We start from the raw sequence: 17,102 nt of genomic DNA, 5'->3' as shown, positions 1-17,102 counted from the left end.
GTGCTCGACCGTGACCGTCCCGGCGCCGTCGTGGTCGACGCCCACGACCTGACCCGCTGGGCCGCGCTGCACCCCGACCTCGTCACGCCGAACGCCGGGGAGACCGCCGCGCTGCTCGACACGGAGCTCGGAACGGGTGCCGACCGCGTCGGCACCGTCGTCGCCGCCCGTGCCGACGTGCTCGCCCGCAGTGGTGCCCGTGCCGCGGTGGTCACGCTCGACCGCGACGGCACGGTCCTGCTCGAGCCAGGGTCCGACCAGGGGTTCCGCACGCGGGCCACCCCCGCCTCGGAGCAGCAGGCCTCCGGCGCCGGCGACACGTTCTGCGCCGCCGCGACCGTCGCCCTCGCCGTGCAGGCGCCCCTGCGCGACGCCGTGGCGGTCGCCCAGGCCGCGGCCGACGTCGTCGTCCGCGAGGCCGGCACGTCCGTCTGCACCGCCACGGCCCTGCTCGAATCGGTGACCGCGCCGGCCGCGACCGTCGTGGACCACGACGAGCTCGCCACCGCGGTCGAGGCCGCACGCCGGGCGGGCCGACGCGTCGTCTTCACGAACGGCTGCTTCGACGTCGTGCACCGCGGGCACACCACGTACCTGCGGCAGGCCCGTGACCTGGGCGACCTGCTCGTCGTCGCGTTGAACGACGACGACTCGGTGCGCCGCCTGAAGGGCCCGGAGCGGCCGATCAACCCGGCCGAGGACCGCGCCGGCGTGCTCGCCGCGCTGGCCTGCGTCGACCTGGTCACGGTGTTCGCGACGGACACCCCCATCCCGCTCATCGAGCGGCTGCGGCCCGAGGTCTACGTCAAGGGCGGCGACTACTCCCCCGAGATGCTGACCGAGACCGAGGTCGTGCGCGGCTACGGCGGCGAGGTCGTCATGGTCGACTACGTGCCCGAGCACTCCACCAGCGCCGTCGTGCGCCGGATCCGCGAAGCCGCTGCGCGGCCCGAACCGGACCCGGCACCGTGACCGCCCGCTGGTCCGGGTCCTGGGCGAAGGCCCCCGATCCAGCGGACACGAGCACGGTCGACGTCGACGTGCTCATCCCGACCGTCGGCCGGCCGGCCGAGCTCGCCACGACGCTCGCCGGCCTCGCCGCCCAGACCGACGTCGACCTGCGCGTCGTGCTGAGCGACCAGTCCGCGGACGGAGACGCCGCCGGCGCGCCGGCGGTCGCCGCCATGCTCCGCGTCCTGGAGGTCCAGGGCCGATCCGTCACGCTCCTCACCCACCCGGAACGGCGTGGCCTGGCGGAGCACCGGCAGTTCCTGCTCGACCACGCCGAGGCCGCCGCGGTGCTGTTCCTCGACGACGACGTCTGGCTCGAGCCGGGGTCGATCGCGCGGATGCTCGACGCGCTGCGCACACTGGGCTGCGGGTTCGTCGGCAGCGCCGTGCAGGGCCTGTCGTACCTGCAGGACCGCCGCCCCCACGAGACCGCGGTGTTCGAACGGTGGGACGGCCCCGTCGTGCCCGAGGTGGTGCGCCGCGGCACCCCCGGTTTCGACCGCTGGTCGCTGCACAACGCCGCGAACCCGACGCACGTCGCCGCCGACCTCGACCTGCACCCCGGCGAGTGGGTGCCCTACCGCGTCGCGTGGGTCGGCGCCTGCGCGCTGTACGACCGGCGTGCGCTCGAGGAGGTCGGGGGCTTCCGGTTCTGGGACACCCTGCCGCCCGAGCACGCCGGCGAGGACGTCGTCGCGCAGTGGCGGGTGATGGAACGGTTCGGCGGTGCGGGCATCATGCCCTCGGGTGCCGTGCACCTGGAGGCCCCGACCACCGTCGTCGACCGCCGTGTGGACGCACCCGACGTGGTCTTCGCGGACGGGAACGTCATACCGCGGTAGGGGGTGGTCGAGACCACCGCGGGATGGCTGCGGCGCGCCGGATCCGTAGCGTCGTCCCCGTCGACGAGTTCCGTCGCCGGGAGGGAGCACCCCGTGTTCGACCAGATCACCCCGCTCGTCGTCGAGCTGGCCGCGAGTCCGCTCGTCTACGTCGTCCTCTTCGCCCTGTGCCTGGTGGACGGCTTCTTCCCGCCGGTGCCGAGCGAGGCCGCCCTCGTCGCGATCGCCGCCATCGCCGCGACGTCTGGACAGCCCGTGCTCGCCGTGGTGCTCGTCGCCGCCGCCCTCGGAGCGATCGCCGGCGACTCGATCGCGTACTGGATCGGGCGCCGGATCGGGTTCGCTCGCCTGGCCCGGTCGAAGCGACCACGGATCGCGGCGGCCTTCGCGTTCGCCGAGCGGCAGATGCAGCGCCGCTCCGCCAGCCTCATCCTGACCGGGCGCTTCATCCCGGTCGGCCGGGTCGCCGTCAACACGACCGCCGGCGCGACCCGGCTGTCCTACCGCCGGTTCCTGGCGATCAGCGCGATCGCGGGGCTGGCGTGGTCGGCGGTGTCGATCGGGATCGCCCTGGCCGCGTCGAGCGTGCTGCACGAACCGATCGTCGCCGCCCTGGTGTCGATGGTGGTCGCCGCCGGGCTCGGGATCGCGGTCGACCGGGTGCTCGGTACCATCAGCCGCAGGCGCGACGCCCGCCCCGCGATCGTCCCCGCAACACGCCGTCGTGATCCCGAGACCCCGCCGGGTGCGGCGGCGTCTCGGTGACGAAGCGGCGTCGCAGCGACACGACGGCGTCTCACGGGCCCGAGACGTGACCGCAGACGGACGGGAGGCCCGGTGCCAGCTGGCACCGGGCCTCCCGTCAGCGGGTGGTCGCGACTCAGGCGGCGAGGTGCGCCTGCAGGAACCAGCGGTCCTTGGTCAGCGCGCGCTCGATCTCGATCGCGACGTCCTGGCTGTTGAGGTCGACCTCGTCGAGGCCGTCGACCGCACGGCGGACCTGCAGCAGCGCGGCGTCGATCTGGGCGATCACCTCGGTGATGGTGACGTCCGAGTTCTGGAAGCCCTGCGACAGCGGCGGCAGGGTGGTGTTCGCGGCGACGGTCGCGATGCGCGAGTCGACCGGCAGGCCGAGGGCGACGATGCGCTCCGCAGCCTTGTCCGCGTAGTCCTGCGCGTGCTCGACGATCTCGTCGAGGAGCTCGTGCACGCCGACGAAGTTGCGGCCACGGACGTGCCAGTGGGCCTGCTTGCCGTTGACGACGAGCGCCTCGAGGTCGATGACGACGGGGGCGAGGAACTGGGCGACCCCGGCTGCGAGCTCCGGCGTGGTCGAGAACGGGGACGTGGTGCTGGGGGTGGTGGTGCTGCTCTGCGTGGTCATGTCGTTTCCTCCTCCGTCGTGGCTGCACCCGCGTGCCTGGCCCTGTCCTGACCTGTCGGGTGCTGCCGATGGTCACAACCATGCCCGCCTCTCTTGCATGCCGCAAGGAAGAGCAGGCTGCCCTTACCCGCCGTACTCGACCTGGACCTGCTGGCCGGCGTCGGTGAGCTCGAGCTGCACCATGGACCGTGCGCGCTCGATCCACGGGCTGTCCGCGCAGCCGATCCACACCGAGGTGCGGGGCTCGCAGCCCGTGACGCACCACTCGGCTGCCCACCCGGTCAGGGCATGTGCGAGTGCTTCGCCGTGGTCGGCGAAGACCAGCGGGGCGACTGCCGAGCTGCGGGCGCTCCGGACCAGCCAGGTGACGGTGACGCGCGGCGGAGCCGGCAGGATGCGGATCTGCTCGTCGAGGGCGACCTCGACGAAGACCTGCCCGTACGCGTTCTCGGGGAGTTCCTCGAGCTGGCGGTGGATCTCGACGAGGTCCTCGGCACCGCCCGCGATGAGGATGCGTTCGCTGGGCTGTCGCCGGGTCCGTGCCATGTGGCAACGGTAAGGCAAGCCTTACCTCATCACAAGGGGGAACGACCGGTTCCGGCGATGTCCACAGCGGGCACACCGAGTTCGTGCGACAGGAACCGCCACATCCACGACAGCGCGACCGTGTTCGTGAGCCCCGGGACGCCCTGGGCGATCTGGGTCGCGACGCCGTCGCTGTACGCGGCGAGCTGCAGTGCGACGGTGTCTGCGTCGACGTCGACGAACACCCCGGCCTCCACCCCGCGTCGGATGACACGCACCAGGCACGCCTCCCAGACGCGAATGCGTTCGGCGTACTCGGCGGCCACCTCGGGCCGCCGGACCACCGCGGTCCAGTAGTCGGACCAGATCCGCCAGTGCTGCCGGACCTGCTCGGTGTCACCGAACAGCGGGGCGACGAGCATCCGCAGCCCCACCAGCACGTCGGGTTCGGCGTCGACGGCAGCGACGATGGCGCCGTAGAAGCGCTCCGTCTCGAGCACCACGACCTCGTTCAGGATCTCCGCGACGCTGCCGAAGTGGTACGTCACGGTGCCGACGGAGACGCCGGCCTCAGCCGCGATGTCGCGCAGCCCGGTGGCGCCGACGCCGTTCCGCACGATCACCGCGCGGGCGGCCTCGACGATCATCGCGCGTCGGACCTCCGGCCGCTGCCGGACCCTCGCCGACGCGGTCACGCCGACGTCCGTGGGACGTCGTCGACGAAGGTCCGCTCGGTGACGAGCACCTCGGGTTCGTCCGGTCCGCCGTCGCGGGCCCAGGCGCGCACGGTGTTGACGACGTGGAAGGTGTCGGCGTCGGCGGTGACCTCGGACGTCGTCTCGAGGCGCGCGGCCCACTCCGGCTTCGTCAGCCCGATCGCCCAGTGGGAACTCGCCCGTGCGCTGGTCGGGTCGTCGGACCGGATCCGGTACGTCTCACGGGCGTCCTCGGTGAACACCAGGCCGTCCGGGTAGACGCGCCCGCCGCCGTACCCGGGGTCGACGTCGAGCGTCCACTCCCCCGTCTCGACGTCGTGCGTCACCGTGCGCTGCGGCAGCGGTTCGGCCGGCGCGACGCGCTCGATCACGAGGGGCTCGGACCGTTCGGGCTCGGCGAAGACCACCCCGTCGTCGGTGGACCGGGTCCAGGTGGGCAGGGTGACGCTCGAGGCGGTCGGGTCGATCGTCACGGTGGCGTCGACGCCGTGCGGCCACACCCACGGCCAGTAGGACGAGGAGACCGCGATGCGGAGCCGGTGTCCGGCGGCGAACCGGTGTCCGGTCGAGACCAGGCGCACGGGCAGGTCGGCGGGCGTCCCGGGCACGAGCACGTCGTCGCGGTCCATGCCGTCGCGCTTCGCGGCGTTCAGCACCCCGCGCGTGACGAGCGTCGACGAGCCGTCCGGAGCGACGTCGCAGAGCCGGACGGTCAGGGTGGCCCGGGGCTGGTCGCTCGTGACGGACAACCGCACGAGCACGTTGCCGAGCAGGTCGAACGCCTTGCCGACCGGCAGGTCGAAGGTGACCGACCGGCCGTCCTCGGCGCGCTGGTCCGGCGGCAGGTCGGTGGCGTTGCCGAACGGGAAGAACCGACCGGCGTCCATCCCGGTGTGCTGCGGCGACCGTACGACGACCGGCCCGAGGTCGCCGCCCCGCAGTGCGGCGAGGGGCAGGACGCGCTCGTGGGTCGCGGCGGAGGGCCACGCCTCGGCACCGATCCAGCGACCGCGGCGGTCGGCGTAGTACGGCGCGGGGGTCTCGCCCTCGTTGATCCAGGCCCGCAGTGCGGGGTCGTCCTCGACGCCGGTGTTCACCCCGAGCAGCCAGCGGTCCCACCACCGCAGGGTCTCCTGCAGGAACCCGATCGACGGCCCCGGCGCGAGGCCACGGTCCGGGTACTGGTGCGACCACGGACCGACGATGCCCTTCACGGGGGCGCTGACGTGGTCGACGAGCCGGAGCACGGCGTCCCGGTAGGGGTCCGCCCAGCCACCGACGGCGAGCACCGCGGCGCGGATGCCGTCGTAGTCCTCGGCCGCGCTGCCGTGCCGCCAGTAGTCGTCGCGCTCCTGGTGCGCCAACCACACCGGCGTCATCGGGCGGTTCGCCTCGAGGCGTTCCCGCCAGCGGTCGATCCACCCGTCGCCGACGACCTCGGGCCGGGGCGGCCGGGAGTTGAAGGCGAACATGGTCGCGCCCCAGGCCGCCATGTCGATGCCGAGCACGGCGCCGCCGACGTAGTGCACGTCGTTGTCGTACCGGTCGTCGGTCGAGCAAACCGTCACGATGGCCTTGAGGGCTGCGGGTGCCCGGGCTGCGAGCTGCAGCGCGTTGAAGCCGCCCCACGAGATGCCGAACATGCCGACGGCGCCCGTCGACCACGGTTGCTCGGCGAGCCAGGCGATCACGGCCTCGCCGTCGAGCAGCTCCTGCTCGCTGTACTCGTCGTCGAAGAACCCGTCGGACGAGCCGGTGCCGCGGATGTCGACCCGCACCGAGGCGTACCCGTGCTGGGCGTACCAGGGGTGCCGCTCCGAGTCGCGCGGCGCGGTCCAGTCGTCGAGCCGGTACGGCAGGTACTCGAGCAGCACCGGCGTCGCACTGCTCGGGCCACCCGGGTGCGTCGGCGACTGCGACGGCGCCCAGATCCGCGCGTGCAGCCGCACACCGTCGGGCATCGGGATCCACTCGTCGCGGACCGTGACGCCGGCGGGCAGCGAGCCGGGGTCGCCGATGGCGGTGAAGGTGGCGGCGGTGCCGTCGTCGGTCGTCATGCGTCCTCCCAGTTGCGGGTGCGGTGTCCGTCGCCGTGGTCGGTCCAGCCGTCGGCCTGCCGCCAGCGCGGCACCCCGTCACCGACCTCGGGCAGGGTCGTGCTGCCGGGTTCGAGCGTCGCCGCGAGCAGCGTCGCCGTGTACGGGTGGTTCGGGCCGGTGAACACCCGCTCGGTCGGACCGATCTCGACGATCCGGCCACCGGTCATCACCGCGACCCGGTCCGCCACACCCCGCACCACGGCGAGGTCGTGGCTGATGAACAGGCACGCGAGGCCCCGTTCGCGCTGCAGGTCGGCCAGCAGCGCGAGGATCCCCGCCTGCACCTGCACGTCGAGCGCCGTGGTGATCTCGTCGGCGATCACGAGCGACGGCTCGGCCGCGAGTGCGCGCGCGATCCCGACGCGCTGGCGCTGCCCACCGGACAGCTGCGCGGGCAGGCGGTCGGCGAACTCCGGGCCGAGCCCGACCTGGGTGAGCAGGGCCCCGACGCGCTCGCGCGAGGACGAGCCGCTGAACAACCGGAGCGGCCGCGCGACGGCTGCACCCACGGTGCGCCGCGGGTTGAGCGACGTGTCCGCGTTCTGGAACACGAGCTGCACGGCGCGCCGCAGGTCGGGCGCGCGTCCGGCGATCGGCTCGCGCAGGTCGCCGCGGGTCGTGCCGTCGTCGTACGTGAACGTCCCCGACTCGGCCGGCACCAGGCCGGCCAGCGCCGTCGCGAGCGTCGACTTGCCGCTGCCCGACTCGCCGACGACGGCGAGCGTCTCGTGCGCGGCGATCGAGAACGAGACGCCGTCGACGGCGGGCGGCAGGCCGCGGCCGTAGCGGATCACCAGGTCGTCCGCGGTCACCACGGGGCGGGCGGCGCGCTCGGGAGGCGCGGTGCGGGTGGCCGTGGAGCCGAGCGTCCCGGGGACGGTCGCGTCGTCGGGCACGACTCGCGTTCCTCCAGGCCGTCGCCCGTCCGGCACCGCGGCCAGCAGGGCGCGCGTGTACTCGTGCCGCGGCGCGGTGAAGAGCGCCGCCGTGGCGGCGTGCTCGACGACCTCGCCGTCGCGCATCACGGCGATCTCGTCCGCCATCGCGGACACCACCCCGAGGTCGTGGCTGACGAGCAGGACGGCCATGCCGAGCTGCCGACCGAGGTCGGCGACCAGGTCGAGGACCGCGGCCTGGGTGACGACGTCGAGGGCGGTGGTCGGTTCGTCGAGGACGAGCACCCGCGGCCGTGCGGCGACGGCCATCGCGATGGCGATGCGCTGCTGCTGGCCGCCGGACAGCTGGTGCGGGTACCGGCGGACGATCGCGTCGGGGTCCGGCAGCCGGACCAGCCGGACCAGCTCGGCGACCCGTTCGGGGCCGTCGGGCTCGCCGTGGGCGCGGAGGGCCTCGCGGATCTGCTCGCCGACGCGCATCGACGGGGTGAGTGCCTGTCCGGCGTTCTGGGCGACGACCGAGGCGGTGCCGCCGCGGAGTGCCCGGCGGCCGGCCGGCGACAGGGCGAAGACGTCGGCGCCGTCGACGCGGACCGTCCCGCCGTCGATCACGGACCCGGCCCGTAGGTGTGCGAGCAGTGTCCGCGCGACGGTGGACTTGCCGCTGCCGGACTCCCCGACCAGGCCGAGGGTGCGACCGGCCTCGATCGCGAACGAGACACCCCGGACGACGGGGACGCGTCGCTTTCCGGCGGCGTACGAGATGGACAGGTCGTCGACACGGACGATCGCGTCGGGCACGGTCGTCGTCGCGGCGGACGCCGTGCCGGTGTCGGTGCGGGTCATGCGCTGACTCCCTGCTTCGCACGGTCGACACCGAGCGACTTGCTCAGGCCGTCGGCCGCGAGGTTCAGTCCGATCACCAGCGTGGCGAGCGCCACGATCGGGGCGAGGGTGCCGAGCGGCACCACGGTGAGCGCGGTGCGGTTCTCCTGCACCATCAGGCCCCAGTCCGGGGTCGGTGGGTTCGCGCCGAAGCCCAGGAAGGACAGCGACGCGACGAGCAGCACGATCCACGAGGCCCGCATCGCGTACTCGACGAGCACGACGTCGAGCACGTTCGGCAGGATCTCGCGGAACACGATCGACAGCGGCCGCTCGCCCCGGGCGCGGGCCGCGGTGACGTAGTCCTGCGTGATCACGGTGCGGGCGGCGCCGCGGACGACCCGGGTCACCGCGGGGGCGTAGACGACCGTGACGGCGAGGACGATGACCCAGAGGCCGGCGTCGAAGACCGTCACGACGACCAGGAGCGCGAGGATCGACGGCACGCTGAGCAGGGCGTCGACGACGCGCATGACGACCTCGTCGAACCAGTTGTCGGCGTAGGCCGTGACGCAGCCGAGCACGGTGCCGACCGCGACCGCGATCGTCGTGGCGAGGAAGGTCACGGACAGCGCGTACCGGCCGCCGTTCAGGGTGCGGGAGAGCACGTCTCGGCCGTACTGGTCGGTGCCGAGCCAGTGCGTCCACGTCGGACCGGCGAGCACGTCGCCGGCGTTCGTGGCGACCGGGTCGTGCCCGGCGATGACCGGCGCGAGCAGGGCGAGGACCACGTGCAGGGCGATGAGGCCGAGGCCGATGCTCAGCGCCGTCGACCCGCGCAGCGGTGCGAGCGCGCCGGCGAGCACGTCGCCTCCGACGCGGCGGCGGGGTGCGGTGGCGGTCATGCGGCGGCCTTCCTGGTGCTGCGGGCGCTGCGGGTGCGTGTGCGCGGTCGTCGCTGGCGGGTCCGCAGCTTCGGGTCGAGTGCGAGCGCGACGAGGTCGGCTGCCAGGTTGCACACGACGTAGATCAGGGCGCTCAGCAGGGCGATCGCCTCGATGGTGGGCAGGTCGCGGTTGAACACCGACTCGAGCATGAGCTTGCCCATCCCCGGGTAGTTGAAGACGTTCTCGACCACCACGACACCGCCGAGCAGCCACGCGACGTTGAGCGCGACGACGTTCAGCGTCGGGAGCAGGGCGCTCGGGACCGCGTGCTTCCAGACCACCCGGCGCATCGTGAGGCCCTTGAGCTCGGCCGTCGTGACGAACTCCGACGCCATCACGTCGATGGTCGACGAGCGGGCCGTCCGCACGATGTAGGCGGCCATCGCGAGGGTCAGCACGATGATCGGCAGCCAGATGGTGGGCAGCAGCTCGGCGACGGCGGCGTCGCTCCCCCGCAGCACCACGGCGGGGAAGACCGGCAGGCCGATCGCGAACAGCAGCACCAGGACGGTGGCGACCATGAACTCCGGCACGCTCATCACGACCAGGCTGACGATCGAGATCACCTTGTCGCTCGGACGGCCGCGGCGGACACCGGCGACGACCCCGAGCGTCAGGGACACCGTGACGCCGACGAGCATCGCGGGCACGGCGATGAGCATGCTGTTCCGGAAGGCCGTGAACAGCGTCGGGGCGACCGGTTCGCCGCTGACGAGCGAGGTGCCGAAGTCGCCGTGCACGGCGCCGCCGAGCCACTGCAGGTAACGGAGCCAGACGTTCTGGTCGAGACCGAGGGTCTCGCGGAGCTGCTTCACGGCGTCGGGGGTGGCGTTCTGCCCGAGCAGCTGCTGGGCGACGTCACCGGGGAGCGCCTGCACCGCGAGGAACACGAAGAGCGAGGCGAGCACCACGGTCAGCAGGGCGATGCCGACCCGGCGGAGGACGGGGACGAGGACGTCCGACGGTGTGTTCGTGGTCGTCATCGGCGCAGTCCGATCCGCAGGTAGTCGAACTCGAAGCCGTACTCCGAGTAGTTCACGACGTCGCGGGACAACCCCACGAGCCGGTCGCCGAACATCGGCGTCATGTCGGCACCGTCCTCGACGACGAGCCGCTGGGCGTCCTGGTACAGGGTGAGCCGCTTGGCGTCGTCCATCTCGGCACGGGCGTCGTCGAGCAGCCCGTCGAAGGTCTCGTTCGACCACGCGCTCTCGTTGTACGACGAGCCCGAGCGGAAGATCTGGTTGAGCAGCTGGTCGATCGGCCGCCCCGTGAACCAGTAGCTCACCATGAGCGGCTTCTGCATCCAGATCTGCGTGTAGTACGAGTCCGAGCTCGCGTTGCGGACGGTCAGACGGATCCCCGCGTCGGCGACGGCGTCGCGGTAGGCGACGGCCATCGGGGTGAACACCGACTCGTAGCTCGACGTGTAGATCGCGGCGCGGAAGTCCGCACGCCCGGCCTGCTTGAGCAGCGCCCGGGCCTTGTCCGGGTCGTACTCGCGGTGGTCGTCGACGAACGCGGCGAGCTGCGGCGGCACGGGGTTGTCCCAGCCCGCCGAACCGGTGCCCTGCAGTGCGGTGTCGACGATCTTGCGGGGGTCGTAGGCGAGCTTCATCGCCTGACGCACCCGCGGGTCGCTGAACTCGTCGCTCGTGGCGAGCATCGGGATCGTGTACCACTGGGCGTTCTTCGACCTCGCGACGGTGGCGCGGTCCGACGCCGACACCACCCGGGCCGTGGCGAAGTCCAGGTTCGTCTGCGAGATGAGGTCGATCTGCCCGGCGAGCAGGGCGTTCACCCGCGCGGTGGTGTCCTGGATCGAGTAGAAGTCGATGCCGTCGAGCGCCGGGCGGCCGGCGAAGTGGTCCGGGAACGCCTCGACGCTGCCGGCACCGGCAGGGGTGAACGACGACAACCGGAACGGCCCCGTCCCGATCCCGGTGCGGCCGATGTCGCCGATGGCGTCGGCCGGCACGATGTAGCACTGGTAGGCCGTGAGCAGCGACGGGAACTCGGCGTTCGGCTTCGTCAGCGAGAAGCGCAGCGTGTACGGGTCGACGGCGCGCATCGAGTCGGCGTCCATGACCTCGCCGAGCACCCCGGCCTGCGGGCTGCCGGTCTTCTCGTCGAGGATGTGCCGGATGCTCGCGATGGCGTCGTCGGCGGTGAATCGGGACCCGTCGTGGAAGACCACGCCGCGGCGGAGCGCGAAGGTCCACTCGGTGCCGTCGGCGTTGGCGGACCACTCCTCGGCCAGGTCCGGCACCGGGGTGCCCTGCTGGTCGAGCTTGACGAGCCGGTTGTACAGCGCGCCGAGGTACTCGTACGCCGACAGTGAGCTCGCGGAGTCGAGGGTCTCGGCGGCGGACGCGGCGGGCCGTGCGATGCGCAGGCGCCCGCCGCGACGTGCGACGCCGGTGGCCGCGGCCTCGGGGATCGTGGGGGTGCCGGCGGACGCGCCGGAGCTGCACCCGGCGAGCGTGAGCAGGCCGAGGCCGGCGAGACCGGCGGCGCCGGTGATGAGCGCTCGACGGCTCGGACCGTGGGCGCTCCGGGGTTCGGGGACGATGGGCTGCATTCGGGGTGACCCCTCCTGTAATCGTTCCGGTGAACGATAGAGGGCCGCGGCCGATCCCCCAAGCCCGCTCCCGACGCGCGGACCGCCACCGCGCTCGACCTGATCGGCGAGCCCGCGCGGATCCGCCGCTGCGCACGACCGTTCCGTCCCCGCCTGGAACGTTTACCAACCCGTTACACGAGCGTGCCCGGATCGCGGCATGATCGGGAACGCACCGACGTCCCCGAGGAGGACCATGGCCACGTTCACCCGCGGGTTCGGCGGTCGCCGCGACGACCGCGACGACACACGCATCCCGCCCGGTCAGACCCTGGTCCGCGACTGGCCCGTCCTGTCCGCCGGCGCGACGCCCGACATCGAGCCGACCGACTGGGCCTTCTCGATCCGCACCGAGTCCGGCCTGCACCAGTGGACCTGGGACGAGGTGCACGCGCTCGGCGTCGAGGACGTCACCGTCGACATCCACTGCGTCACGCACTGGACCAAGCTCGACATGCCGTGGCGGGGTGTCCCGCTCGACCGCCTGTTCGCGGACGTCGAGACCGGACTCGACTACTGCATGGGGCACAGCTACGGCGGGGAACCCACCCAACATGCGCCCCCCGCCCCGCTCGACCGGGAACGGAAGAGGAAACCCCCTAACACCCGCCCACATACTCGCATCCCTTTTCCGGCCTCTTGCTTTAAAAAAAAAAAAAACCCTCCACGGCCATGTCTTATTACACCCTACCGCCGCCCCCGCGACCTACGCAGGCAAGGACCCTTTTTCCCTCCCCGCCCCTCTCCCGATCTCTCCCCTGCGTCACGCACTGGACCAAGCTCGACATGCCGTGGCGGGGTGTCCCGCTCGACCGCCTGTTCGCGGACGTCGAGACCGGACTCGACTACTGCATGGTGCACAGCTACGGCGGGTACACCACCAACGTGCCGCTCGACGAGCTGCTCGACGGCAAGTCCTGGATCGCGTTCGAGGCCGACGGCGAGCCCCTGACGCCCGAGCACGGCGGACCCGCCCGCCTGCTGGTCCCCCACCTGTACTTCTGGAAGAGCGCCAAGTGGGTGCGCGGCATCGTCATGCAGTCCGACGACGAACCCGGCTTCTGGGAGAACGCGGGCTACAACCTGCACGGCGACCCGTGGAAGGAAGAGCGGTACTGGTGACGCTCCCCGACACCGGCCTGGAGGCACGGATCGCCCCCGTCGCTCGTCCCACCACGCGCCGACCGCCGGCCTGGCACGCCGCCACCGTCGCGTCCGTCGGCCGCGAGACGACCAACGCGCGCCGGATCGTCCTCGACGTCCCCACCTGGCCGGGCAACGACCCCGGGCAGCACCTGGACCTGCGGCTGACCGCCGAGGACGGCTACCAGGCACAGCGCTCGTACTCCATCGCGTCGGCCGGCCCCGCGACCGACGTCGTGCTCGCGGTCGACCGGGTGGACGGCGGCGAGGTCTCGCCGTTCCTCGTCGACGCCGTCGAGGTCGGCGACGCGCTCGAGGTCCACGGACCCCTGGGCGGTTGGTTCGTCTGGCGGCCGGGCGAGTCCACCCGTCCGGTGCAGCTCATCGCCGGCGGCTCCGGCATCGTGCCGCTCGTCGCGATGGTGACCGCCCACGCCGAGGCGGACGACCCAGCGCCCTTCCGGCTCCTCGCGGCCGTCCGCACACCGGACGACGTGTTCTTCCGTGCGGAACTCGACCAGGCGCTCGCGAGCCGGGCACCGCTCGAGGTGACCCACGTGTACAGCCGCACCGCGCCTCCAGGCTCGACCGTGCCGGCCGGCCGGCTGACGCGGGACGCGCTCGCCGCCGCGGTGTTCCCACCGGACGCGGGCGCCCTGGTCTACGTGTGCGGGTCGACGCCGTTCGTCGAGCAGGTGCTGCGCTGGCTCACCGAACTCGGACACGACACGAGCGACGTCCGCGCCGAACGGTTCGGGGGCAGCTGATGGTCGTCGTGGACGGCAACGCGCTGGCGGGGACGCTGGCCGACAGTCTGGGACCCGAGCCGACCGGGGTCGCCCTGCGCTGCGCCGGGTGCGGTGCGCTCGGGGTGCTCGCGCAGACCACCGTCCACCGCTCCGCGATGGGGTCGGTGGCGCGCTGCCGCGGGTGCGACACGGTGCTCGTCACGGTCGTCGAGTCCGGAGACCGGCGGTGGGTGGGGTTGCCCGGCGCCCGGACGATGTCGGTGTCGGTACCGGACGGCATCGAGTAGCACAAGGCTCCCGCGGCGGGTCGTGCGGGTTTCTTGCGAGTTCCCGCAACACTGGATCCGGTTCCCACCCGATCGGGGGACGGCTCCGGATACGTCCTCGGAACTGCGTCAGGCCACCCACCCGGCGCGGACCAGTGGGGGCAGGGTCGCCTCCGCGCCCGGTGGGCGCGGGTACCCGAAGCCTGCGCTCGCCGGGCCCCCACGCCTTCGGTGCTGCGACGCCCCGCAACGACGGAACCCCCGCCGCTCTTCCGAGCGACGGGGGTTCCGGTCTTCCTGTTCTGAGCGGATGACGAGATTCGAACTCGCGACCCTCACCTTGGCAAGGTGATGCGCTACCACTGCGCCACATCCGCATTCGCACGCCGTGCTGGCCGTGCGGAGATGACTCTACCCGATGACGGGCGGCATCAGCGGTTCCGGTCCTGTTCCGGGCGTGTCCGGCGCGGCGCGGGCGGTCCGTCAGGTCGACGGAGTTCGATCGGACCATGAGCTACGTGCACGACAATCCCGGCGGGACCGAGGCCCACGGCGTCGACCTGGTCGACGGTGACGCCCCCGCGATCCGGATCCTGGTGCACGGCGACCTGCCGACCACGATCGAGCACGAGGGTCGCACCTGGCTCGCGACGGGCGACGCCCACGACGCGGGCGACGACAGCACCCCGCCGATCGCCATCTACCGCCCGGTCTGAACCGGCGGGTCCGGCTGGGCTGACCGATCCGGGTGCGCCGGGCCGTCAGTGGCCGCGGACGTCGCCAGTCAGGATCGCGTGCTCGACACCCGCTGACAGCTCGTCGTGCAGGGCGTCCGCGAAGAACTCGCCGGCACCGAGGCTGATGAGGTGCGCGACCGCGGCCTCCGCGGCCGGGAACCCGGGCTCCCACTCGTCGTGCAGGAACGCGCGGACGTGTCCGGACTCGTGCACGACGACCACGCCGATGTGCTCGTGCCGGCTGCCGTCCTCGAGCACGGCGTCGAAGACGATGGGCTCGGTGTCCTCGCCGAGTTCCTCGAGCAGGACGGTGCCGGTGCCCGGCCACTCCGTCCGGTACGGCGGCAGGTCGGGTGCGTGCAGGTGCCCGGCGAGCTCGTCCGACGCCGATTCGATGTGCCCGGTGAACAGGTACTCGTCGACGACGTCGTGGATGCGGGCGTGCAGGTCCGGCTCGTACTGCCACCAGCGCTGGTGCACGGTGCGGAGCCACTCCTGGGTCGCGGCGTCGGCCGAGGCCGAGATCCCCACGAGCTGCGGTGCGGTACCGGGCGAACCGACGACCTCGAGCTGTTCGTCGTGCGTCTCGACCGTGATCGACCCGGTGGTCTCGTCCGCGTGCACGCCGTGGACGTCCTCGGGCGCGGCGGCCCAGATGCTGGCGGGGAGCTTCGGCGGCAGGTCGAACGGCACCGCGATCGCCGGCTGCGTCATCGCGTGGTCGATCGCGTCGCCGAGGTGCACCTCGTCCGACCGGGACCCCATCACGATGCCACCGGCCGGCGGCGCGAGCGACAGGCGTTCCAGGTCGTCCGGCGCGGCGTTCATCGAGGTGAGCACCGCGGTGTCGGCCCACTGCACGAACGCGCCGGCGGACCGGTCGTCCTCGCCGAACGGCACGTCCCACGACGTCGGGTCCGCGAGCACCCACGATGCGGTGCGACCGGCAGGACCGCGGCGGACGGCGTCGACGATCGCCGGCAGCAGTCCGGGCAGCCCCCGGTACGCGGGACGGACCGTGAGCCGGTCGACGGCGAGCAGGTCGGGCTTGCCGAGCATCTCGGCGGCGTGGGTCTGCAGCGAGAAGAACGTCTCCCCCGTCGCGTCCTGCGCGGCGACGGCGGACGCGAAGGACCCGGCGACGTCGGAGACCTGGTAGCCGAGCACCAGCGCCTCGAGCGACTCCGGCGCACGGCTGCTGAACGCGGTGACCTCGGCGACGGAGACCGCCTCGGTCTCGTCGTCGTCGGTGACCGGGACGCGGACGTCGATCACCCAGCGGTCGACGTCCTGCCCGGGGTAGGCGTCACCGTCCTCGTCCGAGATCGTGATGTGCACCAGGCGCAGGGAACCGTCCCAGGCGTCGTGGACGTGCTGGGCGATGGCGGCATCGGGGTCGTCGTTCACGGACGCAACGGTACCGGTGCCACGAGCCGTGCCGCGGCACCTCGGTACGCTGGCCGGTGGACCACGAGCAGACGGAGGACCACGATGCCCGCACTCGGAGACGGCCGCGCCGACGGCGTGTGGTGCACGCTCGGCGAACCCCGCACCACCGCCCAGATCGCGCAGAACGGGTTCGCCTGGCTCGGTCTCGACGCCCAGCACGGCGCCTTCGACGACGCCACACTCCTGGCGACGATGCCGGTCCTCGCCGCGGTCGCACGGCAGGTCCCCGTGGCCGTCCGGGTCGCCGAGGGCTCGGACGCCGCCATCGGCCGTGCGCTCGACCTCGGCGCCGACATCGTGATCGTCCCGATGATCGAAACCGCCGAGCAGGCCGAGCACGCCGTCCGTGCCGCGCACTACCCGCCGCGGGGCCGACGGAGCTGGGGGCCGATGGCGGGGCTCTGGGGCGGTGCGGCACCGTCCGCAGCCGCTGCCGACCCCGAGGTGTGGGTGATGCTCGAGACACCCGAGGGCCTCCGTGCCGCTGAGCAGATCCTGGCGGTCCCGGGCGTCACGGCGGTGTTCGTCGGTCCCTTCGACCTGTCGATCGGACTGGGCATCGAGCTGGACGCACTGCTCGCAGCCGACGACGGAGCCGTAGCTGCCGACGACCTCGCCGACGGCCAGCACCGCCCGGCCGCACTCCCCGCGATCGTCGCGGCAGCCCGCCGCGCGGGCAAGCACACCGGCGCCTTCGCCGGTGACCTGGACCGCGCCGAACGGCTCCGCGCACTCGGGTTCGACCGCGTCGCCGTCGTCACCGACGGGACCCTGCTCGCCCACGGCGCGGCCGCGGTGCTCGGCGAAGCGGCCACCGGTCGCACGTCGTACTGACGGGTCGTCGTCGGCGAACGCAGCAGGGAGCGGTCCTCGTCCTCGTCGCCGAGCCGACG

16 protein-coding genes, 1 tRNA gene and 2 pseudogenes are annotated in these 17,102 nt (G+C 72.7%); 9 read left to right on the top strand and 10 right to left on the bottom strand.

What is annotated here, in order from left to right; all coding sequences use genetic code 11:
• The 3 genes from rfaE2 to H7A73_RS15980 form a co-directional block, all read left to right on the top strand.
• Positions 1-972 (top strand): D-glycero-beta-D-manno-heptose 1-phosphate adenylyltransferase (gene rfaE2, locus H7A73_RS15990; protein ID WP_182066857.1); only part of this gene is annotated, 972 nt, incomplete at its 5' end.
• Positions 969-1,853: a glycosyltransferase family 2 protein gene (locus H7A73_RS15985; protein WP_182066856.1), complete on the top strand. Its 885-nt coding sequence runs from the start codon at positions 969-971 to the stop codon at positions 1,851-1,853. The genes rfaE2 and H7A73_RS15985, both read left to right, overlap by 4 nt.
• A 93-nt stretch (positions 1,854-1,946) precedes the next feature.
• Positions 1,947-2,618, top strand: coding sequence for a DedA family protein (locus H7A73_RS15980; RefSeq protein ID WP_259362943.1), 672 nt, complete (start codon positions 1,947-1,949; stop codon positions 2,616-2,618).
• 115 nt (positions 2,619-2,733) lie between these two features.
• On the opposite strand, the gene H7A73_RS15975 is transcribed toward H7A73_RS15980, so the two are convergent.
• The 8 genes from H7A73_RS15975 to H7A73_RS15940 form a co-directional block, all read right to left on the bottom strand.
• The gene (locus tag H7A73_RS15975) at positions 2,734-3,237 is read right to left on the bottom strand and encodes a Dps family protein (protein ID WP_071244661.1); all 504 of its coding nucleotides are present in this window, start codon (positions 3,235-3,237) and stop codon (positions 2,734-2,736) included.
• Positions 3,238-3,360: 123 nt separating this feature from the next.
• Positions 3,361-3,783, bottom strand: a complete 423-nt coding sequence (locus tag H7A73_RS15970; protein ID WP_071244660.1) for an SIP domain-containing protein — start codon at positions 3,781-3,783, stop codon at positions 3,361-3,363.
• A 29-nt stretch (positions 3,784-3,812) separates the two neighbouring features.
• On the bottom strand, positions 3,813-4,457 hold the full coding sequence (locus H7A73_RS15965; protein ID WP_182066855.1) for a TetR/AcrR family transcriptional regulator: 645 nt from the start codon (positions 4,455-4,457) through the stop codon (positions 3,813-3,815).
• A complete protein-coding gene (locus H7A73_RS15960) occupies positions 4,454-6,535 on the bottom strand; it encodes a CocE/NonD family hydrolase (RefSeq protein ID WP_182066854.1) in 2,082 nt (693 codons plus the stop codon). Before H7A73_RS15960 ends, H7A73_RS15965 begins: the two co-directional genes overlap by 4 nt.
• Complete coding sequence (locus H7A73_RS15955) at positions 6,532-8,319, bottom strand: ABC transporter ATP-binding protein (RefSeq protein ID WP_182066853.1); 1,788 nt, start codon at positions 8,317-8,319, stop codon at positions 6,532-6,534. Before H7A73_RS15955 ends, H7A73_RS15960 begins: the two co-directional genes overlap by 4 nt.
• On the bottom strand, positions 8,316-9,203 hold the full coding sequence (locus H7A73_RS15950; protein ID WP_182066852.1) for an ABC transporter permease: 888 nt from the start codon (positions 9,201-9,203) through the stop codon (positions 8,316-8,318). Before H7A73_RS15950 ends, H7A73_RS15955 begins: the two co-directional genes overlap by 4 nt.
• Complete coding sequence (locus H7A73_RS15945) at positions 9,200-10,228, bottom strand: ABC transporter permease (protein ID WP_182066851.1); 1,029 nt, start codon at positions 10,226-10,228, stop codon at positions 9,200-9,202. The genes H7A73_RS15950 and H7A73_RS15945 overlap by 4 nt, the downstream gene beginning before the upstream one ends.
• On the bottom strand, positions 10,225-11,826 hold the full coding sequence (locus H7A73_RS15940) for an ABC transporter substrate-binding protein (protein ID WP_182066850.1): 1,602 nt from the start codon (positions 11,824-11,826) through the stop codon (positions 10,225-10,227). The genes H7A73_RS15945 and H7A73_RS15940 overlap by 4 nt, the downstream gene beginning before the upstream one ends.
• Positions 11,827-12,025: 199 nt before the next feature.
• On the opposite strand from H7A73_RS15940, the pseudogene H7A73_RS18250 reads away from it, so the two are divergent.
• The 4 genes and pseudogenes from H7A73_RS18250 to H7A73_RS15925 all read left to right on the top strand — a co-directional run.
• Positions 12,026-12,358, top strand: a pseudogene (locus H7A73_RS18250) (molybdopterin-dependent oxidoreductase); the annotation flags it as partial.
• A gap of 263 nt (positions 12,359-12,621) precedes the next feature.
• Positions 12,622-12,987 (top strand): annotated as a pseudogene (locus H7A73_RS15935) (molybdopterin-dependent oxidoreductase); the annotation flags it as partial.
• Positions 12,984-13,775 (top strand): ferredoxin reductase, encoded by a 792-nt coding sequence (locus H7A73_RS15930; RefSeq protein WP_182066849.1) that lies wholly within the window; start codon positions 12,984-12,986, stop codon positions 13,773-13,775. The pseudogene H7A73_RS15935 and the gene H7A73_RS15930, both read left to right, overlap by 4 nt.
• Positions 13,775-14,044, top strand: coding sequence for a DUF6510 family protein (locus H7A73_RS15925; RefSeq protein WP_182066848.1), 270 nt, complete (start codon positions 13,775-13,777; stop codon positions 14,042-14,044). Before H7A73_RS15930 ends, H7A73_RS15925 begins: the two co-directional genes overlap by 1 nt.
• Positions 14,045-14,328: 284 nt before the next feature.
• Here the strand turns inward: H7A73_RS15925 and H7A73_RS15920 are convergent.
• A tRNA-Gly gene (locus H7A73_RS15920) sits at positions 14,329-14,400 on the bottom strand.
• A gap of 132 nt (positions 14,401-14,532) precedes the next feature.
• Between H7A73_RS15920 and H7A73_RS15915 the strand changes: the two genes are divergently transcribed.
• A complete protein-coding gene (locus tag H7A73_RS15915; RefSeq protein WP_182066847.1) occupies positions 14,533-14,739 on the top strand; it encodes a hypothetical protein in 207 nt (68 codons plus the stop codon).
• Between the two features lie 45 nt (positions 14,740-14,784).
• On the opposite strand, the gene H7A73_RS15910 is transcribed toward H7A73_RS15915, so the two are convergent.
• A complete protein-coding gene (locus H7A73_RS15910; protein ID WP_182066846.1) occupies positions 14,785-16,167 on the bottom strand; it encodes a hypothetical protein in 1,383 nt (460 codons plus the stop codon).
• An 84-nt stretch (positions 16,168-16,251) separates the two neighbouring features.
• On the opposite strand from H7A73_RS15910, the gene H7A73_RS15905 reads away from it, so the two are divergent.
• A complete protein-coding gene (locus H7A73_RS15905; RefSeq protein ID WP_182066845.1) occupies positions 16,252-17,043 on the top strand; it encodes an HpcH/HpaI aldolase family protein in 792 nt (263 codons plus the stop codon).
• Positions 17,044-17,102: the final 59 nt, after the last annotated feature.

This window comes from Curtobacterium sp. ME12 (genome assembly GCF_903970855.1).
GTDB lineage: Bacteria > Actinomycetota > Actinomycetes > Actinomycetales > Microbacteriaceae > Curtobacterium > Curtobacterium poinsettiae_A.
The sequence above is the reverse complement of the archived record's forward strand: the minus strand, read 5'-3'. Positions and strand labels throughout refer to the sequence as shown.

Excerpts from the sequence above, each read along its gene's own strand:
- H7A73_RS15945 (WP_182066851.1), bottom strand. The coding sequence starts at position 10,228 with ATGACGACCACGAACACACCGTCGGACGTCCTCGTCCCCGTCCTCCGC.
- H7A73_RS15960 (WP_182066854.1), bottom strand. The coding sequence starts at position 6,535 with ATGACGACCGACGACGGCACCGCCGCCACCTTCACCGCCATCGGCGAC.
- H7A73_RS15975 (WP_071244661.1), bottom strand. The coding sequence starts at position 3,237 with ATGACCACGCAGAGCAGCACCACCACCCCCAGCACCACGTCCCCGTTC.
- H7A73_RS15905 (WP_182066845.1), top strand. The coding sequence starts at position 16,252 with ATGCCCGCACTCGGAGACGGCCGCGCCGACGGCGTGTGGTGCACGCTC.
- H7A73_RS15940 (WP_182066850.1), bottom strand. The coding sequence starts at position 11,826 with ATGCAGCCCATCGTCCCCGAACCCCGGAGCGCCCACGGTCCGAGCCGT.
- H7A73_RS15915 (WP_182066847.1), top strand. The coding sequence starts at position 14,533 with ATGAGCTACGTGCACGACAATCCCGGCGGGACCGAGGCCCACGGCGTC.
- H7A73_RS15955 (WP_182066853.1), bottom strand. The coding sequence starts at position 8,319 with ATGACCCGCACCGACACCGGCACGGCGTCCGCCGCGACGACGACCGTG.
- H7A73_RS15925 (WP_182066848.1), top strand. The coding sequence starts at position 13,775 with ATGGTCGTCGTGGACGGCAACGCGCTGGCGGGGACGCTGGCCGACAGT.
- H7A73_RS15950 (WP_182066852.1), bottom strand. The coding sequence starts at position 9,203 with ATGACCGCCACCGCACCCCGCCGCCGCGTCGGAGGCGACGTGCTCGCC.
- H7A73_RS15970 (WP_071244660.1), bottom strand. The coding sequence starts at position 3,783 with ATGGCACGGACCCGGCGACAGCCCAGCGAACGCATCCTCATCGCGGGC.